Genomic DNA, 19,569 nt, shown 5'->3' with positions numbered 1-19,569 from the left:
CGGCAATTTATCACAATCACAATGGCCTAAAGGTTAAGCCGCGCGTGCGGCTCCCTCGTCGGCCGGCACAGGCCGCTTTTCGAACACCTCGTCGACCAGGCCGAACGTCCTCGCCTCGTCGGCGGAGAAGAACTTGTCGCGCTCGACGTTGCGCTCGATCTCCTCGAGCGGTTGGCCGGTATATTTCGCCATCAGCTCGTTCATCCGGTGGCGAATGCGGAGAATTTCCTTGGCCTGGATCTCGATGTCCGTCGCCATTCCCTGCGCGCCGCCGGACGGCTGGTGGATCATGATCCGGGAATTGGTCAGGGCGACCCGCATGCCCGGCTCGCCCGCCGACAGCAGGAAGGCGCCCATCGAAGCGGCCTGACCGATGCAGACCGTCCCGACCTTGGGCCGGATGTACTGCATGGTGTCGTGGATCGCCATGCCCGCCGTGACCACACCGCCCGGCGAGTTGATGTACATGTAGATGTCCTTCTTCGGATTCTCCGATTCCAGATAGAGCAGCTGGGCGGTGACCAGAGTGGCCATGTGATCCTCGACCCCGCCGGTGACGAAGACGATCCGCTCGCGCAACAGCCGCGAATAGATGTCGAAGCTGCGCTCGCCGCGATTCGACTGCTCGATGACGATGGGGACGAGCCCGCCGATGATGTCTTCGTGGTCCATGGAAGGGGGAGAATCCTGATCTGTTGGCGTGCGAGGAACATCGGATCAAAGCGACGAAGGTTCAAGCCCCTCGCCACCGATCATGAACGACCGAGAGACAGCCTTGCTCCGCCAGGGGCGGCAGGGGCCGGCCGGAAGCGCCCGGCCCCTGCTTGATCCATCCCCGGACGCGCTACATGCGAACCGTCGCCCGCGCGTAGAAGACGGTGCCGGGGACGTCGTAAGTCGTCGGGTCGATATTGTTGAGCCCGCAGGTGAAGCAGGGCGGCGGATCCTCGCCCAGAAGGTTGTTCACGCCGAGCGCGAAGCCGAAGCCGTCGTCGAGATTCCAGCGGATCTGAACGTCGGTATAGAAAACCGCGTCCATATGGTTGCCGTTCGCCTCGTCGACGCCGTCGATGTAGCGGCCAGTGACCGAGGCGCCGAACTCGCCCAACGTCCAGTCGAGGATCGCCGTGGACTTGAATTTGGGAAATGCCTGGTCCGGGCTCCCCTGCTCCGTCCCCTCACGCTCGATCACGGTCACGCCCTCGGTGGCGGGCACAGTGACCGTGTAGTTGCGCAGGAAGGTATTGGTCCAGAACAAGCCGAACGTGCCGGCGCCGGTTTCCGGGCTGCGATAGTTCAGGGTCACGTCGAGCCCGTCGGTCTCGATGCTGGCGATATTCTGCAGGAAGCCGCGTATCTGTGCGACCTGCCCGGATGCCGTACGGGTGATGGCGGCGCAGCTGAGTTCGTCGGCCGTGGTGGCACAGCGGCCGAGCAGCACTTCGGCATCGATCGCCTGGATCGCTCCGTCGACGCGGATGTCGAAATAGTTTGCCTCGATCGACAGTCGCGGCGCGAAGGAAGGTCGCCAGACGCCGCCGAAAACCCAGCTTTCCGAGGTCTCCGGCTCCAGCGCCTCATTGCCGCCGGTAACGACCGAAAGCTGCGGGTTGAGCTGGACGTAGCTTCCGTCCGCCGGGACGCCGGCCGCGATGCAGTTCTGACGCACCGCGTCCGAGATGCCGCTATTGTTGAAGTCCGAGCAAGGATCGTCGACCTCCTGATCGAAGCGGCTGGGGGTGCCGAACAGCTCCCCAATGCTCGGCGCCCGAAAGCCCTCGGCCCAGCTCCCCCGGAACAGAAGATTCGGGATCGGCTCCCAATTGGCGCCGGCGCTGAACGTCGTTGTGGAGCCGGAGGTCGAGTAATCCGAATAGCGGGCGGCGCCGGTCAGCTCCAGGCGATGAAAGAAATCCGTTTCGGCGAGCAGCGGCAACCGCAGCTCCGCATAAGCTTCGTCGACGTTGAAGCCGCCGCTGGTCGGCAGCGCCGGAATGTCCGATCCCAGGCCCGCCGCGACGATCGGATCGGGATCGAAGCGTCCGGTCTGGTCGCGATGCTCGACGCCGAGGGCGATAGCCGCAGTCCCGCCCGGAAGATCGAACAGGCCGCCGCTCAGGTTGGCAGAGACATCCCAGAGCCGCTGACGGCTGCTGTCCCGCTGGGTGAAGCCGACATAGTCGAGCATCTCCTGGGTGATGGAGCCCGGCCCGCCGAAGATGTTGAACGGCACGCATGGCGCGGTGCAGTCCGCCACCGGCCCCAGCGCCCGTGCCAGATTGGCGGCATTGATGTTGCCCTGCACCGTCTGCTTCGCCTTGTTGCGCCCCCAGACCCCGTTCACGTCCCAATACCAGTCGTGGCCGAGCAGCTGGAACGAACCGTCGAGCGTGCCCGACACGTAATAGCTGTCGACTTCCTGGTCGTAGCGGCGGGGTCCGCCCTCGACGACGCGCCGGCCGATGAAGGCATAAGTGGACGGATCGAGCGTCACGCCGAACGGATTAAACGGATTGGTGATGTCGATGTCGATCGTGTCGAGGAGGTTGCCGTTGCCGGCATCGGGCCCGACGAACAGGGGCAGCGGCGCCGCCTGGTTGCGGGACTTGCGCTTGTTGTAGATCGCCCGGACCGTAAGATTGGCGACGTCGCCGAGCTCCTGCGTCACGTTGACGAACCCGCCATAGCGTTCCAGCGGAATCTGCTGGAAATTGTAGGGGGCGAAGTTGAAGCGGTCGGCGGTCTGGAACTGCCGGAAATCGCTGGCCGGGTCGGTCGGGTTCGCGGGGTTGAAGACCGGACGGCCGGCGAGCACAGGCGCTCGCAGGGTCAGATCATTGCCGAGTACGATGAACCGCCCGGCGGGCGTTCCCGAGCTGCACTGGTCGTCGCATTCGGTCGCGCCCGGCGTCGGGAACAGCGACAGGTCCCGGTTGCCGGCGCTGACCGATCTCTGGTGGACATAGTGGCCGCCGACGACGATCCGCGTGCTGTCGTCGCTGCTGCCGGTGCCCCAGCTGAGCTGGTAATTCTCGGTAAAGCCGTCGCCTTGGCCGAACAGCCCCAGTTGCGCGGAAGCGAGGAAACCCTCCTGCTGGGTACGCGTGATGATGTTGACCACACCGGCGATCGCGTCCGAACCGTAGATGGCCGAAGCGCCGGCCTGCAGCACTTCGATCCGCTCGATCATGTTCTCTGGAATGGCGTTGAGGTCGGTCGAGCCCGGCACGCCGCTGGCGGATGCCGCGTTCACGAACCGCAGGCCGTCGACAAGGACGAGGGTGCGGCGCGAGCCGAGATAGCGCAGGTCGACCTCGGCCGCGCCGGCTCCGACGCCGCCGCCGTCGGGCGGATTGCCGAAATTGCCGCTATTGTTGAACCGGCTGTTCAGCGCTCCGCCCGAGCTCGGGATGCGCTGGAGCACCTCGGCCGTCGAGACGAGGCCCGTGCGATCGATGTCGGCGCGGTCGACGAAGGTGATCGGCTGGTCCTGGTCGAGCGGATCGCGCCGGATACGCGAACCGGTGATAAGGATCGCCTGCTCGCCTCCGGCGCCGGGCGCGGCATCCTCAGGAAGCGGATCCGGTTGGTCGGTGCTCGGCTGGGCGAGCGCTGGATTGCTCCAGCCGGCGAGTGCCGCGGCGATGGCGAAAGTGGCGGTTCCCTGGTGGATTCTGCGCATAAGGCTGGTCATGCTAACCCTCCCGTTTGCCGGCGCCGCACGTCGCCTACCGACGTTCAGCACGCGGTGCGGGGAAAACGGATGACGGGGGCGGAACGACGCTGCCGAAAGCTCGCAGCGACGGATTTTTCAGGATCGTTGCAGAAACGCTACAATCGGGAGACGCCCGGGGCGGGAAGGCTCAGATAATGGAGCCGGCGCACCTCCCGCCGGCCGCGCACGACGGTGTCGAGGATCAACCCGGCGAAGAAGCTCAACGCCGCAAGGATCATCAGGCCGGTGGCGAGGATCGCGGTCGGGAAGCGCGGCACGAGGCCTGTCTCGAGATAGGTGACGACGATCGGAATGGAGAGGACGACCGCCAGCGTAGCCAGGAACAGGCTGAAGCTGCCGTAGAAGATGACGGGCCGCTCAGTCCGGAAGAGGTGGAGGATCGTCTTCATGATCCGCCAGCCGTCGCGCCAGGTCGAGAGCTTCGAATGCGATCCTTCCGGGCGCGCGCCATAAGGGGTAACCGCTTCCCCTACCGGCATGGCCAGCTCGAGCGCATGAACGCTGATCTCGGTCTCGGTCTCGAAGCCGCTCGACAGCGCCGGAAAGGATTTGGCGAACCGGCGCGAAAAGACCCGATAGCCGGAGAAGATGTCGCTGAACGTTCTTCCGAACAGGCTGGCGAGAAGCGTGTTGAAGAGTCGATTGCCCAGGCGATGTCCGCGTCTATACGCCTCCTCGATCTCGGACTGGCGTGCGGCGACGACCATGTCGAGCTGCTCGTCGAGAAGCTTGCCTATCAGCATCGGAGCCGCCGAGGCGTCGTAGGTCGCGTCGCCGTCGGCCATCACGTAGATGTCCGCATCCACGTCGGCGAACATCCGCCGGACGACATGCCCTTTTCCTTGCATCCGCTCCGCTCGCACGATCGCGCCGGCGGCGGCCGCGACCTCGCGGGTTCGGTCCGAGCTGTTATTGTCGTAGACGTAGATGTCGGCCTGGGGGAGCGAGGCCCGGAACCCGGCCACCGTCTGCGCGATCGCCGCTTCCTCATTGTAGCAGGGAAGCAGCACGGCGATCCGCAGCACCGCGGCGCCATGGGCCGCGGGCATGATAGGTTCCTCGGGCTTCGACAGGGCCATGCCGAGCTGTCTAGCGGGCAAAGGTGAATTCGTCATCAAGCCGCCGCCGCAAGGCCCATCCTCGTTCGCGAAGCAGGAGACCTGCTCGTCCTCCGGAACGAGCTGCGCAAACCGCCACCTGTGAGCAGGTACGGGCTTGCGGGTCAGCTCGTCAGCCGATCCAGGACAATCGTTTCCGGCGTAAGGCCGGAATGAAGGCTAGCCTCAGGCCTTCTTGGCGGCGGGCTTCTTGGCGGCTGCCTTCTCGGCGGCGGGCTTCTTCTCCGGAGCGGCCTCGGCGGCTTCCTCCTTGGCGGCAGCCTTGGCCTTGCTCTTCGCGGCAGGCTTCTCGGCCGGCGCCTCGTCGGACTTCGCGGCCGCCTTCGCGGACTTCTTGGCCTTGGGCTTGGCGGCATGATCGTGATCGTGATCGTGGCCGCAGCCCGGGCCGTGGACATGGCCTTCCTCGGCTTCGATCGCCGACTCGAGCTCCTCGCGGCTCGCCGGTCGTTCGCTGATCTCGGCCTTGTCGAACAGGAAGTCGACGACCTTGTCCTCGAACATGGGGGCACGGAGCTGCGCCGCCGCCATCGGCTCGTTGCGGATATATTCAACGAAGCGCTGACGATCCTCCGGCTTGTACTGCTGGGCCGCCTGCATGACGAGCTGGTTCATCTCCTGCTGGCTGACCTCGACGCCGTTCTTCTGGCCGATGTCCGAAAGCAGCAGGCCGAGCCGGACGCGACGCTCGGCGATCGCGCGATAGTCGCCGCGCTCCTTTTCCATCTCGGCGCGCGCCGCGGCTGGATCCTCCTCGTGACCCGCCTCATGCTCGAGCTGACGCCAGATCTGGTCGAACTCGGCCTCGACCATGGATTCCGGAACGGGAAAATCGTGGCTGGCGGCGAGCTGATCGAGCAGCTGGCGCTTCATGTGGGTTCGGGTGAGGCCATTGAGCTCCTGCTCGACCTGCGCCTTCAGCAGATCGCGGAGCTGGGCAATGCCCTCGAGGCCCATCGACTGGGCGAACTCGTCATCGGCCTTGACCTCGCGGGCGACCTGGACCTCGTTCACGGTCACCTCGAAAGCGGCCTCGCGGCCCTTGAGATAGTCGACCGGATAATCTTCGGGGAAGGTGACGTTGACCGTCTTCTGATCGTTGGCCTTCACGCCGACAAGCTGGTCCTCGAAGCCGGGGATGAGGCGACCAGAACCCAGTTCGACCGACATGCCTTCGCCGACACCGCCTTCGAACGTCTCGCCGTCAACCTTGCCCTCGAAGTCGATGATGACACGGTCGCCCGTCGCGGCCTTGTGCGAGGCCGGCGCCGAATCGAAGCTGCGCTGGCCGGCGGCGAGGCGCTGAACGGCCTCGTCGATCATCTCGTCGCTGGCCTCGACCACGAAACGCTCGATCTTCAGCCCGTCGATCTTCGCCTCCGGAACGTCCGGCAGGGTCTCGACCTCGACCTTGACGACGGCATCCTTCCCGGGGCCGCCCTCCTCCAGCTCGACGCTCGGCTGCATCGCCGGACGCAGCTTCTGGTCGGCCATGAGCTGCTGAACGCCCTCCTGCACCGCATTCTGCAGCGCCTGCTGCTCGAGCGCCGCGCCGTGCATCTTGCGGACGAGGTTCGCCGGAACCTTGCCGGGACGGAATCCCGGCATACGCACCTGGGGCGCGATCGACTTCAGTTCCTGGTCTACCCGCGCGTCAATATCCTTGGCGGGAATGGTGATCCGAAAGGCGCGTTTCAGCCCCTCGTTCAACGTCTCGACAGTCTGCATGAGTCGGCTCGAACCTTCATTTCAGGATTATGCGGCTTTCGCGCTCGTGAGCGGCGAAGCTGGTGCGGGCGGAGGGACTCGAACCCCCACGGTTGCCCACTGGAACCTAAATCCAGCGCGTCTACCAGTTCCGCCACGCCCGCCGGGCCACGGCAAGGCGGCGTCTATAGCAGCGCTGGCCGGGAGGGCAAGCACGCTCGGTCGTGGATTCGGGTGTCAGCATCGGGCCCCGATCAAGCGAGGCGCCGCCGCGGAGCGAGCCGGGCCGCGGCGGCAACAATCGAAGGCGGCAGCTCAGGCAGCGTCCGCGAGATCCTCGCGCGGCACGGGCCCGCGCTGGCGCACCAGTCCGACGCCCCAGGTGCCGGCATCGGCGAGCGGCAGAGCGGTGCCGCAAAAGCCGCATTCCGCGGACAGGCGGCCCACATACCAGTGCGAACGACCGCAGCCGGGGCAATGGTTCACTTCGTTCTCGCGGTAGACGACATGATAGCCGCGCCGCGAGGGGTCGTGCGGGTAGGCGGTGCCCTGCTTGCCGAATATCGAGACCAACATCTTTTTTACTCCCTTGTCGCCTTCCAGTGAGTGCGACGAGTGGTTAGATTCCATAGACGAGTTGAACGAAAGCTGACTATTCCGGTTCCGTGGCATTCAGCTTCCCCTCGCGAACATGGCCGCCTTTCTCTGCCAAGCGGGTGTCTGCGGGATGCCGGGCGCGTAGGAAAAGTGTTTCAATTGTGACTTCGGGGCGCCAATCAATAGCCTGATCAGCGGCTTGCAGAGGCCGTCTTCGCGGGAGATTCTTCGATGTCGTTCAGGACCCTTCTGGCCATTGCCGCGGCATGGCTCTCTGCCGTCGCTGCAACGGCGCAGGCGCCCAGCGAAGCGACCTTCTCTCCCGAGGCCTTCCGGTCCCATGTCGCCTTCCTGGCCGACGATTGGCTCGAAGGCCGCGAATCGGGGACGCCGGGCTACGACATCGCCGCCCGGTACGTCGCGAGCCAGCTCGAGTCGCTCGGCCTGCGGCCCGGCGCCGGCGACAGCTGGTTTCAGCCGGTGGAGCTGGTTCGCTACGCCACGAGCGGAACGCCCCGCCTGACGATCGGCGGGCGCACCTTCACCCACAAAACAGACATCCTCATGCGGCCGAGTCCCGATCAGGAGCCGCTTTCGCTTGAAGCGCCGCTCCTCTTCGCCGGCTACGGCCTGGACCTGCCCTCGCGGGGTTTCGACGACTATCGCGGTCTGGACGCGCGCGGCCGCATCGTCGTGGTGCTGAACGGTTATCCGTCCGGCACGCCGAGCGACGTCGGCGCGCACCTGAATGCGGAGAAGGCGCGGATGGCGGCCGAGCGCGGCGCCGTAGGCCTGATCATCGTCCGCAGAGACGCGGACGCGGAGCGGACCCCGTGGGAACGGCTGGTCAACTACTCGGACAGCCCCGGCACGACCTGGGTCGACGCGCAGGGGCAACCTTTCTCCTCACATGGTCTGCGCTTCGTCGCCACGGTGGACCGGCCGGTTGCGGAGGCACTGTTCGAAGGAGCCCCGCAAGGCCTTTCCCGAGTGCTGCGCGAGGCGGCTCGCGAGCGGGAAAGGCCGGCCGGCTTTGCGCTCGCGGCGACGGCTCGGGTGGATCGCGACCCGGCCGAGACCACCCGCTTCACCAGCCCCAACATCGTCGGAGTCTTGCCTGGTTCCGACCCGGCGCTGGCCGACCAGTATGTGCTGCTGATGGCGCATCTCGACGGACTCGGCGTCAGCGACGAGGCCGGGCTGGAGGATCGGATCCGCAACGGCGCGATGGACAATGCGACGGGAATCGCGACCCTCATCGAAGTGGCGAAGCAGATGCGCCGCAATCCGCCGCGCCGGCCCATCCTGTTCGCGGCGGTGACCGCGGAGGAAGTCGGGCTGCTCGGATCCGAATATCTCGCCCGCAACCCGGTGACGGACGGTCGGGTGGTCGCGGTGGTCAATCTCGACATGCCGGTGCTCACCTACGATTTCAGCGACGTCATCGCGTTCGGGGCCGAGCACAGCACCTTGGGGCCGATCGTCGAACGCGCAGCGGCCCGGATGAACGTCCAGCTGGCGCCCGATCCATTGCCGCACGAAGGCCTGTTCACCCGTTCGGACCATTATGGATTCGTTCGGGTCGGAGTGCCTTCGGTCTTTTTGATGACCGGCTTCGCCGGCGAGGGCCGCGACCGCTTCACCCAGTTCCTGCGAGAATATTATCACAGTCCGCGCGACGACCTTGCCTTGCCGTTCGACTGGGACGCCGGAGCGCGCTTTGCGCAGCTCAACTATCTGATCGCCCGCGAGATTGCCGACGAGCCCGAAGCGCCGCTCTGGTATTCCGACAGCTTCTTCGGCGACGCCATCGCGGAGGGGCAACGAAGGGCGCAGCGCCCTGCCGCGCCCGGTCAGGCCGCGAGCCGGTCCGCCGCGCCACGCTGACGCGCCGCCGAATAGTCCCGATAGACCTGGCTGATGGTGGTGAAGCGGCCACCCATGCGGTCGCGGAAGAAGAGCAGCACCTTTTCAAGCGTGGTGAGGAAAGCGGCAAGGTCCGCCTCGGTCCGGACATAGGGCGTGTGGCCGGGCTGCAGGCTCGGGCTGTGATAGACCAGGCTGAAGGTCCGATGGCCACGCCGCGCCATTGCCGCGATCAGCCGGCACTGCTCGTCGGCCGAGACACCTTCGGGAGTCAGGCGCGAACGCGCGGCGAGGCCGGCCCGCGCCAACAGTCCCGGCAAGTGGAGCCGTTCGGCCGCTCGCGAGTCGAACAGGCCGCCGAAGCGCGGCGCCAGGCCCGCCGCGGCGCCGAAGAAACCCACCGTCGGAGGAACTTCGAGCAGGCCGCCGGGCCGGTCCAGCCAATAGGGATAAGCCGGCGCGCGACGATGATCCGGACCGCCGTCATGCCTCAGGTCGACGTAGGGAAGCCGGCTGCAGTCGACCTTGTAGCCGAGTTCCGCCAGGAATGCGGCGGTGTGGGGCCCGAATCCGTGGCGCCCCGCCTTGAAGATGGTCGGCGCTTCTCCGAACGCGCCGCGAATGGCGTCGGTAATCGTCTCGATCTTGGCCCGCTCGAGCTCCGGGGGAAGGTTGCCGTGATAAGAATTGCGCGGGTTCACCTCCTCCGCGTGCGGCGGCGTGACCCAGGGATGGAGGTGGGCGCCGATCTCCGCCTTGCCGGCGTCGAGCAGCGTCCGGAGATAGCCGGACGCGACCGGGTCGCTGGCGACCGGATAGTCGACGACGTAGGTCGGAACGACGCCGAGGCGGTCATAAATTTCGTGCGCCCTCGCCTGGGCAGGTATCGAGCGGGTTGCGACCGCGGATCGCGAGAATGGCGCGCTCCAGTCGAAATCTTCCTCCGTGTCGACGACGACGAGCAGCTCGGGAATCACGATCCTGCCAGCCCGGTTGTCCGCTTCACCTTGTCGATGACCCGGTAGCCGAATGACTTCAGATGGTTCTGGTGGGGATAGCGCTTCGGCGAGGCGGGCCGAAGTCCGCTCCGGCGTAGGAGCGCGTTCATCCGGCGCGCATATTCCTCCCGATAGCTCCATTCCGATCGCCAAGTGATCGAGAAGGAGATCGAAACGTCCGGCCCGTTCCGGACCCAGTGCGGCGCCTTGACGGGGACGTAGACCGCCTTGCCGGGCTCCAGCGCGAAGGGTTCGCCGCGGCCGGCGAAATCGTCCCGCCAAGGCAGGTTGCGATGACCGCCGGCGTGGAAGGCTTCGTGCGCCTCCCCGCTCACCAGCGCCTCGTCGGTCGCCGGGAAAATGGTCATCGTCTTGGTGCCGCGAACCTGAAGCAGGATGTTGTGCTCGGGGTCGAAATGGAAGGGCGTCACCGCGCCGGGCGAGGAGATGAAGATGAACGCCTCGCGCTTGAGCATCGCGCCGGTCGACGGGCGGACCGTGTCCTCGAGCTCCGCGAGCGTGTCGTGGAGCAGGTCGCGATAGGCGGGATCCTGCTCGACGAACTTCAGCACCATCCATGAACCGCATTGCTCGATCGAGCGGATCGTCTCTTCCACGGACAGGCCGTTGGAGGGGGTGTCGGCGGGATCGATTCCGACCGGAAGGTCGCCGCGATTATATTCGGCATCGATCGGGCGGATTCTGGTCGCCAGCTCGGCCAGTGCGTCGAGCTTCAACAGCGGATGATCGACGAGGCCGTGGTCGAGCAGGGTCGGCTGCTCGGGATAGGCGTCGGCGAAGACCGCTTGGGCGGGACCGGCGAAGGCGCGCGCGCTCATGCCATCCCCCTTCCGCCGAAGCGGCGCACTGCCTGCGAGCCCGCTTCGAGCGCACGGGCGACGGAATAGGCCAGGGTTCGCCTGAACCCTTTCAGCCGAACGGTGGTTCGGACGACCCGGCGGCGGCCGGACCAGAGGCTGTCTATCATCGGGTGATTCTCCACGGCGCAGCTATCCATCCAGACGGTGTCGTGCCGATCCAGGACGGCGAGATTTTCGAGCTGGATCAGCACGCCCGGAGAGAATCGGGCATATTCCTCGTCGAAGCACGTCTTGAACGAGAAGCTGCCCGGCGGGGCGAGGAAGTTGACCAGCATCGCGATCGGACGATCGTCGAGATCCATCCGAAGAAAGTCGAGCCGCCCGGCGCTCCAGGCGCCGGCGACGGCGCGGCGGAAGAAGGCGTCGGTGGCCGCGTCGCAGGCCAGGGCGGTGCCTGCCCTTCCCTTCCATCCGGACCGTTCGAGGGCGAGAAAGGAATCGCACCAGCCGCCGAGCGCGTCGGCGCTGGTCAGCCGGCTGAACCGCACGGCGCCGAGTTCGTCGAGGCGGCTGCGAAGGCGCCTGATCTCCTTGCGCTTCTTCGCTCGGACCGTCTGCTCGTAATAGGTTCGGGAATCGAGGTCGCTGGCCAGAAGCGCGCGGATCTCGCGATGAACGATCGGACTGGCATGGCCGCGCGCTGCCGCGGCATCGCGCAGGCCGCGATGGACCGGCCCGTCCTCGACCAACCCTCGCACGTGGAGGAAGTTCGGCGCCCACGCCGCCTCGTCGAGCATCCCGAGCAAGTTGGCCCAGAACACCTCTTCCTCGCCCGCGCGGACCAGCGGCGTGCCCAGGAACATGTGATGGTGCCACCAATTCTGGACGATGCGCATGGGGGAGCGCCCGTAATGGTCTTCGAGAGCGAGCGGGACGATGCCGATCAGCTGGTCGCCACGCCGCACCTCCACGAGCCGCACCTGTCGCCCCTTCTCCAGCGTCGCCAGCGAGGCGGCGATGAACCAGGACTCGGCATAACAATTGGGCTCGGCCGCAGCGGCGGCCAGTTCGGCCCAGTCGGCGGCAAGTCCGTCCAGCGCTGCGGCCGGGCGGACGAGGACCCGGACCTCCTGCGGCGACGGCACGCGCCGGGGTGGCGAGTCGGGGACCCGTTCGGAACGCACGGGCGGCTCGCCCGCACGGTCGAGCGGCTGGGCTATCTGGGCTGCCGGACACATGGGATCGCGGATAGAGTCGAGAGGTAAAGGAATGGTGGTCGACGGGCGCAGTTCGCGCCCATATCGCCCTCCCCGTCTCAGCCGCAGGAAAGCCCGCGGCAGCCGGTCAGGCCGTCTGCAGCCGATAATCCCGATATTGCTCCCGAAGCGCCGTCTTCAGCAGCTTTCCTGTGGCGGTATGCGGCAGAGTCTCGACGAAGATTATCTCGTCCGGGAGCCACCATTTCGCGACATGGCCGGTGAGATGATCGCGTATTTCGCGAGCGGAGACGGTGCTGCCCTCCTTGCGCACGACCAGCAGGAGCGGACGCTCGTCCCATTTCGGATGAGGCACGGCGACCGCCGCCGCTTCGGCGACGCCGGGACAGCCCATTGCGGCATTTTCCAGCTCGATCGAACTGATCCACTCGCCGCCCGATTTGATCACGTCTTTCGAGCGGTCGGTGATCTGCATCGTGCCGTCCGGATGGAGGATGGCGACGTCGCCGGTGTCGAACCAGCCCTCGGCGTCGATCGCCTTGTGCTCCTCCTTGTAATACTGCTCCACCACCCAGGGACCGCGCACCTGCAGCCGGCCCGAGCTCCGACCGTCGCGCGGCAAGGCATGGCCTTCATCGTCGACAATCCGCATCTCGACCCCGAACGGCACCCTGCCCTGCCTGCAGGTCAGCGAGACCTGCTCGTCGAAGCTCAAATCCTCCCAGTCGAAGGGTGGGGCTCCGACCGTCCCGATCGGCGACATCTCGGTCATTCCCCAGGCGTGGCCGACCCTTATGCCGCGCTTCATGAAATATTCGATCATCGCCGGCGGCGCCGCCGATCCGCCGATCGTGATCAGCCGGAGCTGGCCGAAATCGCGGCCCGACGCGTCGGCATATTGCATCATCGCCAGCCACACCGTCGGCACGGCGGCCGTGTGGGTGACCTCCTCGTCGTGCAGCAGGTCGCACACGACGCTCGGCGTGTAATCGGCGGTGAAGACGATCTTGCAGCCGGCAATCGGCGCCGCGAAGGGCAGTCCCCACGAAGCGGCGTGGAACATCGGCACGATCGGCAGCACGCAGGCCCGGCGGGAAAGGTCGAATATGTCCGGCTGCACCTCGGCCATGGCGTGTAGCACCGTCGATCGATGCTCGTAGAGCACGCCCTTGGGATTGCCGGTCGTGCCGCTGGTATAGCAGAGCATCGCCGGCTCCCGCTCGTCGCCCTCGATCCAGCGATAGTCGCCATTCTCCGCGGCCAGCAGCGCCTCGAAGCCGATCCCGAGGTTCCCCGGACGGCTCTCCCCTTCCGCGGGAGCGTCGGTACCGCTCGGGCCAGGATCGAAACAGATGAAGTGTTCGACGCTCTTCAGCTGCGGCCGGATCTTCGCGACCAGAGGCGCGAAGACGTGGTCGTAGAACAGGATCCGGTCCTCGGCGTGATTGAAGATGTAGACGAGTTGCTCTTCGAAGAGACGAGGATTGACGGTGTGGACGATGCCGCCCATGCCGATGGTCCCGTACCAGGCGACGAGATGGCGGCTGTGATTCATCGCCAGGGTGGCGACCCGGTCTCCCCGGCGGATGCCGAGGCGCTCGAGGGCCGCAGCCAGGCGCCGGCTGTCACGGGCGACCCCGCGCCAGTCGGTGCGCGTGGTGCTTCCGTCGGCCCAGCGGGACACGATCTCGCGGCCGCCATGCTCGCGTTCCGCATAGTCGAGCAGCCGCATGATCCTGAGCGGCCAGTCCTGCATTCCTCCGAACATGTCCCCTCCGCCTCTCTGTTCTGGCAGGGAGCATATCTTCATTCGCGCCCGCGGGAAGCGCGGTTTTTCAGCCCGACTGCAGGATTTAGGCCGAGCCGCCGGCGACAAGCGCGAGACGAGGCGCTTCCACGACCGAAAGCCGGACGGCGGCGATGCCGTCGATCCTTTCGAGGCGCGCGGCGAGCTCGGCGTCGACGATGAAGTCGCGGCCGAGCACGATCTCGGCCTCGCCGCATTCGGCCCGCGCCTTCAGCCGCAGCTGACCGTTGCCGCCGCGAAACTCGCCCACGGCTTCCTTGAGACGGTAGACCGCCGCCTCGTCCCGGAGTTCGACCTCGAGCTGCAATCGGCTGCGCCGGGAGAGGCTCTCCAGCGTCTGGACCGAACGGATCGTCACCCGCGGCGTTTCATCGCCGGGCCGGCGATCCAGCTCGACATTGAGTAGGGCGCAGTCGCCGGCCTTGGCCGCGGCGGCGACCTGCTCGGCCACCATATCGTCGAACACCGTCGCCTCGAACTGCCCGGATGGGTCGGAGAGCGTCGCCATCATGTAGCGCCGGCCGCGGGCGGAGGTACGCCAGCGCGTATCCTCGACGAGCGCCGCCATCACCGAGCCGGTCCGGCCGCCGTCGGCCGGCGCCGGAAGCGCCGCGATCTGGCCGAAGCTTCTCGCGCCATGCGCCTCGACCAGATGGCGATAATTGTCGACCGGGTGGGCGGAGAAGTAGAAGCCGAAGCTCTCCTTCTCCTGCGCCATGCGCTGGGCGAGACTCCAGCTTTCGCCGCTCGGCATCCGGATCGGGACCACGTTGGTGGTGCCTTCGCCGAACAGGCCGCCCTGGCCGCTCTCGCGCATCTCCGCGGCGCTCGAGGCAGCGGAAAGAATCGTCTCGGCGGCGGCGAAGACCGCCGCCCGGTCGGCGATCGCGTCGAAGGCTCCACCGCCCGCGAGGCTTTCGATCTGCCGGCGGTTGAGCAGCCGCGGGTCGATTCGGCCGGCCAGGTCGTCGAGGTCGCGGAACGGCCCGTTGGCGCGGCGCTCCTCTACCAGTTGCTCCATCGCCTTTTCGCCCACGCCCTTGAGGGCGCCCAGCGCATAGCGCACGGCATAGCCCTCCTCCACGGCTTCTACGCTGAAGTCCGCCTCGCTGGCATTGATCGACGGCGGAAGGCACTGGACGTCCATGCGGCGCATGTCGTCCACGAGGACGACCAGCTTGTCCGTCAGATGAATATCGAAGCTCATGGAGGCCGCGAAGAATTCGACCGGGTGGTGGGCCTTGAGCCAGGCCGTCTGATAGGTCAGCAGCGCATAAGCCGCGGCGTGGCTCTTGTTGAAGCCGTAGCCGGCAAACTTGTCGATCAAGTCGAACAGCTCGTTGGCCTTGGCTTCGGAAATGCCGTTCACCCGCTGGCAGCCTTCGACGAAGATCGCCCGCTGGGCATCCATCTCGGCCTTGATCTTCTTGCCCATGGCCCGCCGCAGCAGGTCGGCGCCTCCGAGCGAATAGCCGGCCAGGATCTGCGCGGCCTGCATGACCTGTTCCTGATAGACGAAGATCCCGTAGGTTTCGGCGAGAATCTTCTCGAGCAGGGGATGGGGATATTCGATCGGCTCCTGTCCGTTCTTCCGCCGGCCGAACATCGGAATGTTGTCCATCGGCCCCGGACGGTAAAGCGCGTTGAGCGCGATGATGTCCTCGAACATGGTCGGCTTCACCGCGGAGAGGGTGCGGCGCATCCCTTCGGATTCCACCTGGAAGACGCCGACCGTGTCGCCACGCTGGAGAAGCTCGAAGACGGCGGGGTCGTCCCACGCAAGCCGGTCGAGGTCGACCTCGATGCCGCGGTGGCGGAGCATCTCGACGGCCTTGCGCAGCACCGACAGCGTCTTGAGTCCGAGAAAGTCGAACTTCACCAGGCCCGCCGCCTCGACATATTTCATGTCGAACTGCGTAACCGGCATGTCCGAACGGGGATCCCGATAGAGCGGCACGAGCTGGTCGAGCGGCCGGTCTCCGATGACCACGCCGGCCGCATGCGTCGAGCTGTGGCGCGGCAGGCCTTCGAGCTTCATCGCCAGGTCGAACAGGCGGCGCACGCCGGCGTCGTTGCGATATTCCTCCGCCAGCTCGGAGACCCCGTTGAGCGCGCGTTCGAGCGTCCAGGGGTCGGTCGGGTGGTTGGGCACCAGCTTGGCCAGGCGGTCGACCTGGCCGTAGGGCATCTGCAGGACGCGCCCGGTATCCTTGAGCACGGCGCGCGCCTTCAGCTTTCCGAAGGTGATGATCTGCGCGACCTTGTCGGTCCCCCAGCGCTCCTGGACGTAGCGGATCACCTCTCCGCGCCGGGTTTCGCAAAAGTCGATGTCGAAATCCGGCATCGACACGCGTTCCGGGTTGAGGAAGCGCTCGAAGAGGAGGCCGAGGCGCATCGGATCGAGGTCGGTGATGGTGAGCGACCAGGCCACCACGGAGCCGGCACCGGAGCCGCGGCCCGGCCCCACCGGAATGCCCTGCTCCTTCGCCCATTTGATGAAATCGGCGACGATGAGGAAATAGCCGGGAAAGCCCATGCCGACGATGACATCGAGCTCGAAATCCAGCCGCTCGAAATAGGCCCGGCGATCGGCTTCCCCCAGATCGTCACGCAAAGCCAATCGACGCTCGAGCCCCGCTTTCGCGTCCTTGCGGAGTTGCTCCGCTTCTTCGTCGATATTGCCGGCGCTGCGCGGGAGAATCGGTTTGCGCTTGGGCGCGCCGAACGCGCATCGGCGCGCGATGACGGCGCTGTTGACGATCGCCTCGGGCAGGTCGCGGAACAGCTCGCGCATGTCGGCCGCCGGCTTCAGCCAGGCTTCGGGCGAGGAGCGTATGCGGTCGTCGCGGTCGATCTGGCTCGACTGCGCGATGCACAGCATCGCGTCATGGGCCCGATGAAAGGCCGCTTCGGCATAAGCGGCCGGGTTGGTCGCGACCAGCGGCAGGTCGAGTTGGTAGGCCAGTTCGACCAGGTCCGCCTCGGCGGCCTGCTCGACCGGATCACCGCGCCGGCTGAGCTCGACGTAGAGCCGGCCCGGGAATAGCGATCGGAGCCGGTCGGCGAACGATCGTGCCGCTTCGCCCTGGCCCTCCGCGAACAAGCGCGCTAGTGCCCCCTCCCCGCCCCCGGTGAGCGCGATCAGGCCACCATTCCGCCCCGCGAGCGCCTCGAAGGGGACGTGGGCCTGGTCCTCGAGCGGCCGATCGAGGTGGGCGGAGGAGACGAGCGCACACAGGTTGCGATAACCTTCCTCGTCCTGGGCATAGAGGGCCAGCCAGTCGATAGGCGCGGCTCGGCCCTCGGGCGTCCCCGGCCGGGCGACGCCGAGCAGCGTGGCGACGATCGGCTGCACCCCCTCGGCCATGCAGGCGTCGGTGAATGGCATGACGCCGTAGAGACCGTTGCGATCGGCGACGGCCGCGGCCGGGAAGTCGAGCCGCTTGGCCTGCTTCGCGATCGCCTTCGGATCGATCGCGCCTTCGAGCATCGTGTAGCAGGAGAAGATTCGAAGCGGGACGTAGGGCTCGGAGGACATGGTCGAACTATGGGAGATGCGGACCGACGGGGAAAGACGCAGTGGCGACTTTTCCACACCTATTCGAGTCCCGGACGGTGTCGAGGATTCGCGCTGGAGCCGGCGACCGATCGTCGCCGGCATGCGGCCCGGCCAACGCCTTTCTAGCTGATATGCCCCTCGTGAAGCCTCAGCACCCGATCCATCTTGTCAGCGATGCGCACATTGTGGGTGGCGACCAGAGCGGCGCTGCCTTCGTCGCGGACCAGGCGAAGGAATTCGGCGAAGACGATATCGGCGGTACCCTCGTCGAGATTGCCGGTCGGCTCGTCGGCAAGGACGAGCGCCGGCCGATTGGCCAGAGCGCGGGCGACGGCAACGCGCTGCTGCTCGCCTCCCGACAGCTTGCTTGGCCGATGCGTGAGGCGCTCGGCGAGGCCGAGGGTAGCGAGCAAGCTCGTCGCCCGCTCATCCGCCTCGCCGCGGGTCGCGCCGCGGACGAGCTGCGGGATGACGACATTCTCGAGCGCCGTGAAGTCGGGAAGCAGATGGTGGAATTGGTAGACGAAGCCCAGCGTGTCGCGGCGGACCCGGGTGCGGTCGGAATCGCTCAGGTCCGCCACCTCCTCGCCGGCGATCCGGATCGATCCCTGAAAGCCGCCTTCGAGCAGGCCGACCGCTTGAAGGAGAGTCGACTTGCCCGATCCCGATGGGCCGAGCAGGGCGACGATCTCGCCCCGCCGCACTTCGAGGTCGACTCCGCGCAAGACGTCGATCCTGACCCCGGCCTGCTCGAAGCTGCGGCGCAGGTCGCGTACGGAGAGGACCGCGGGAGCGTGGGCGGCGGCGTGGTGCGGACCCGCCCCCTCGCGCTGAGCAATGTCGGTCATCGTCTCCCCCGCTTCACTCATATCTCAGGACCTGGACCGGATCGGTGCTGGCCGCCTTCCAGGCCGGATAGAGGGTCGCGAGGAAGCTCAGCACCAGGGCCATGATGACGATGGCGGCGACCTCCACGGGGTCGGTCTTGGACGGCAGCTCGGTGAGGAACCGGACCGAGGGATCCCACAGGTTCTGGCCGGTCACCCACTGGACGAAGCGCACCACCGCCTGCCGGTAGAACAGGAAGATCGCGCCTAGCCCCACTCCGGCGAGAATGCCGAGCACGCCGATCGTGATCCCGACGGTCATGAACACCTTCATCAGCCCCGAGCGGGTGGCGCCCATGGTCCGCAGGATCGCGATGTCTCGGGTCTTGGCTCGAACCAGCATGATCAGCGAAGAAAGGATATTGAACACCGCCACCAGCACGATGATCGACAGGACGACGAACATCGCTACGCGCTCGACCTGGAGCGCCTCGAACAAGGCCGAATTCATCGATCGCCAGTCGTTGACCATCGCGCGGCTGCCGACCGAGGCGGTAAGCGGAGCGAGTATCTCGTCGACACGGTCCGCATTGGTGGTGGTGACCTCGATCATTCCGACGGCGTCGCCGAGCATAAGGAAGCTCTGCGCCTCCTCGATCGGCATCAGCACGAAAGCCTGGTCGAAATCGTACAGACCGATCTCGAAGATGGCTGCCACCCGATAGTCGACGATTCGCGGCACGGTTCCGAACGGAGTCGTCCGCCCCTGCGGCGATATGATGGTGATCGTGCTGCCGACGTGGAGCCCCAGCAACTCCGCGAGGCGCGAGCCGATCGCCACATTGTCGCTGCCGGGCTGGAGCGCCGAGAGGGAGCCGGCCAGAACGTTGCTGTTGAGCGTCGGGCTGGAAAGGATATCCTCGCGCGGCATTCCGCGAAGCAGGATCGCCTCGACCCGGCCTTCGTTGGTCGCCATCAGCGGTTGCTCGATCAGCGCCGAAGCGTCGACGACGCCGGGGGTCCGACGGGCCTGGTCGAGAATCGGCCGCCAGTCGTCGAGGCGGCCGCCATACCCCTGGATGACGGCATGGCCGTTGAGGCCGACCACCTTGTCGAACAGCTCCGCGCGGAAACCGTTCATCACGCTCATCACGATGATGAGGGCGGCGACGCCGAGCATCACCGCTACCAGGCTGATTCCGGCGACGAGGAAGATGAATCCTTCGCCCTTGCCCGGCAGCAGGTAACGACGGGCGATCATTCGCTCGTAGCTCGAGAGGATCATGACGGCTCCCCCGCGGAGCAGGGAACGAGAT

General features: G+C 66.4%; 13 protein-coding genes and 1 tRNA gene. 1 reads left to right on the top strand and 13 read right to left on the bottom strand.

Going from position 1 to position 19,569, the window contains the following annotated elements; translation table 11 throughout:
- Nucleotides 1-33: 33 nt before the first annotated feature.
- The 6 genes from clpP to EKM57_RS12345 all read right to left on the bottom strand — a co-directional run bounded on the left by clpP (nt 34) and on the right by EKM57_RS12345 (nt 7,137).
- On the bottom strand, nt 34-672 hold the full coding sequence (gene clpP, locus EKM57_RS12370; protein ID WP_129792808.1) for an ATP-dependent Clp endopeptidase proteolytic subunit ClpP: 639 nt from the start codon (nt 670-672) through the stop codon (nt 34-36).
- Between the two features lie 172 nt (nt 673-844).
- Nucleotides 845-3,694, bottom strand: a complete 2,850-nt coding sequence (locus EKM57_RS22680; RefSeq protein WP_305849911.1) for a TonB-dependent receptor domain-containing protein — start codon at nt 3,692-3,694, stop codon at nt 845-847.
- Nucleotides 3,695-3,831: 137 nt separating this feature from the next.
- On the bottom strand, nt 3,832-4,785 hold the full coding sequence (locus tag EKM57_RS12360) for a glycosyltransferase family 2 protein (RefSeq protein ID WP_129792807.1): 954 nt from the start codon (nt 4,783-4,785) through the stop codon (nt 3,832-3,834).
- 234 nt (nt 4,786-5,019) lie between these two features.
- Nucleotides 5,020-6,582: a trigger factor gene (tig, locus tag EKM57_RS12355; protein WP_129792806.1), complete on the bottom strand. Its 1,563-nt coding sequence runs from the start codon at nt 6,580-6,582 to the stop codon at nt 5,020-5,022.
- Between the two features lie 60 nt (nt 6,583-6,642).
- Nucleotides 6,643-6,725, bottom strand: a tRNA-Leu gene (locus tag EKM57_RS12350).
- A 151-nt stretch (nt 6,726-6,876) separates the two neighbouring features.
- Nucleotides 6,877-7,137 (bottom strand): hypothetical protein, encoded by a 261-nt coding sequence (locus EKM57_RS12345; RefSeq protein ID WP_243451017.1) that lies wholly within the window; start codon nt 7,135-7,137, stop codon nt 6,877-6,879.
- Nucleotides 7,138-7,389: 252 nt separating this feature from the next.
- Between EKM57_RS12345 and EKM57_RS12340 the strand changes: the two genes are divergently transcribed.
- Entirely contained in the window at nt 7,390-9,045 is a 1,656-nt protein-coding gene (locus EKM57_RS12340) for a M28 family metallopeptidase (protein ID WP_129792805.1), read from the top strand.
- On the opposite strand, the gene EKM57_RS12335 is transcribed toward EKM57_RS12340, so the two are convergent.
- The 7 genes from EKM57_RS12335 to EKM57_RS12305 form a co-directional block, all read right to left on the bottom strand.
- Nucleotides 9,012-10,001, bottom strand: coding sequence for a polysaccharide deacetylase family protein (locus tag EKM57_RS12335; protein ID WP_129792804.1), 990 nt, complete (start codon nt 9,999-10,001; stop codon nt 9,012-9,014). The two genes, EKM57_RS12340 and EKM57_RS12335, sit on opposite strands and share 34 nt — an antisense overlap.
- The gene (locus EKM57_RS12330; protein ID WP_129792803.1) at nt 9,998-10,861 is read right to left on the bottom strand and encodes a cupin-like domain-containing protein; all 864 of its coding nucleotides are present in this window, start codon (nt 10,859-10,861) and stop codon (nt 9,998-10,000) included. Before EKM57_RS12330 ends, EKM57_RS12335 begins: the two co-directional genes overlap by 4 nt.
- Nucleotides 10,858-12,081: a GNAT family N-acetyltransferase gene (locus tag EKM57_RS12325; protein ID WP_129792802.1), complete on the bottom strand. Its 1,224-nt coding sequence runs from the start codon at nt 12,079-12,081 to the stop codon at nt 10,858-10,860. The genes EKM57_RS12330 and EKM57_RS12325 overlap by 4 nt, the downstream gene beginning before the upstream one ends.
- Nucleotides 12,082-12,187: 106 nt before the next feature.
- The gene (locus EKM57_RS12320; RefSeq protein ID WP_129792801.1) at nt 12,188-13,828 is read right to left on the bottom strand and encodes a long-chain fatty acid--CoA ligase; all 1,641 of its coding nucleotides are present in this window, start codon (nt 13,826-13,828) and stop codon (nt 12,188-12,190) included.
- 85 nt (nt 13,829-13,913) lie between these two features.
- A complete protein-coding gene (dnaE, locus tag EKM57_RS12315) occupies nt 13,914-17,405 on the bottom strand; it encodes a DNA polymerase III subunit alpha (RefSeq protein WP_129792800.1) in 3,492 nt (1,163 codons plus the stop codon).
- 143 nt (nt 17,406-17,548) lie between these two features.
- Nucleotides 17,549-18,274, bottom strand: a complete 726-nt coding sequence (locus EKM57_RS12310) for an ABC transporter ATP-binding protein (RefSeq protein ID WP_129792799.1) — start codon at nt 18,272-18,274, stop codon at nt 17,549-17,551.
- A 13-nt stretch (nt 18,275-18,287) separates the two neighbouring features.
- On the bottom strand, nt 18,288-19,538 hold the full coding sequence (locus EKM57_RS12305; RefSeq protein ID WP_129792798.1) for a lipoprotein-releasing ABC transporter permease subunit: 1,251 nt from the start codon (nt 19,536-19,538) through the stop codon (nt 18,288-18,290).
- Between the last annotated feature and the right edge of the window lie 31 nt (nt 19,539-19,569).

Source organism: Sphingosinicella sp. CPCC 101087 (assembly GCF_004151485.1).
GTDB lineage: Bacteria > Pseudomonadota > Alphaproteobacteria > Sphingomonadales > Sphingomonadaceae > Allosphingosinicella.
The sequence above is the reverse complement of the archived record's forward strand: the minus strand, read 5'-3'. Positions and strand labels throughout refer to the sequence as shown.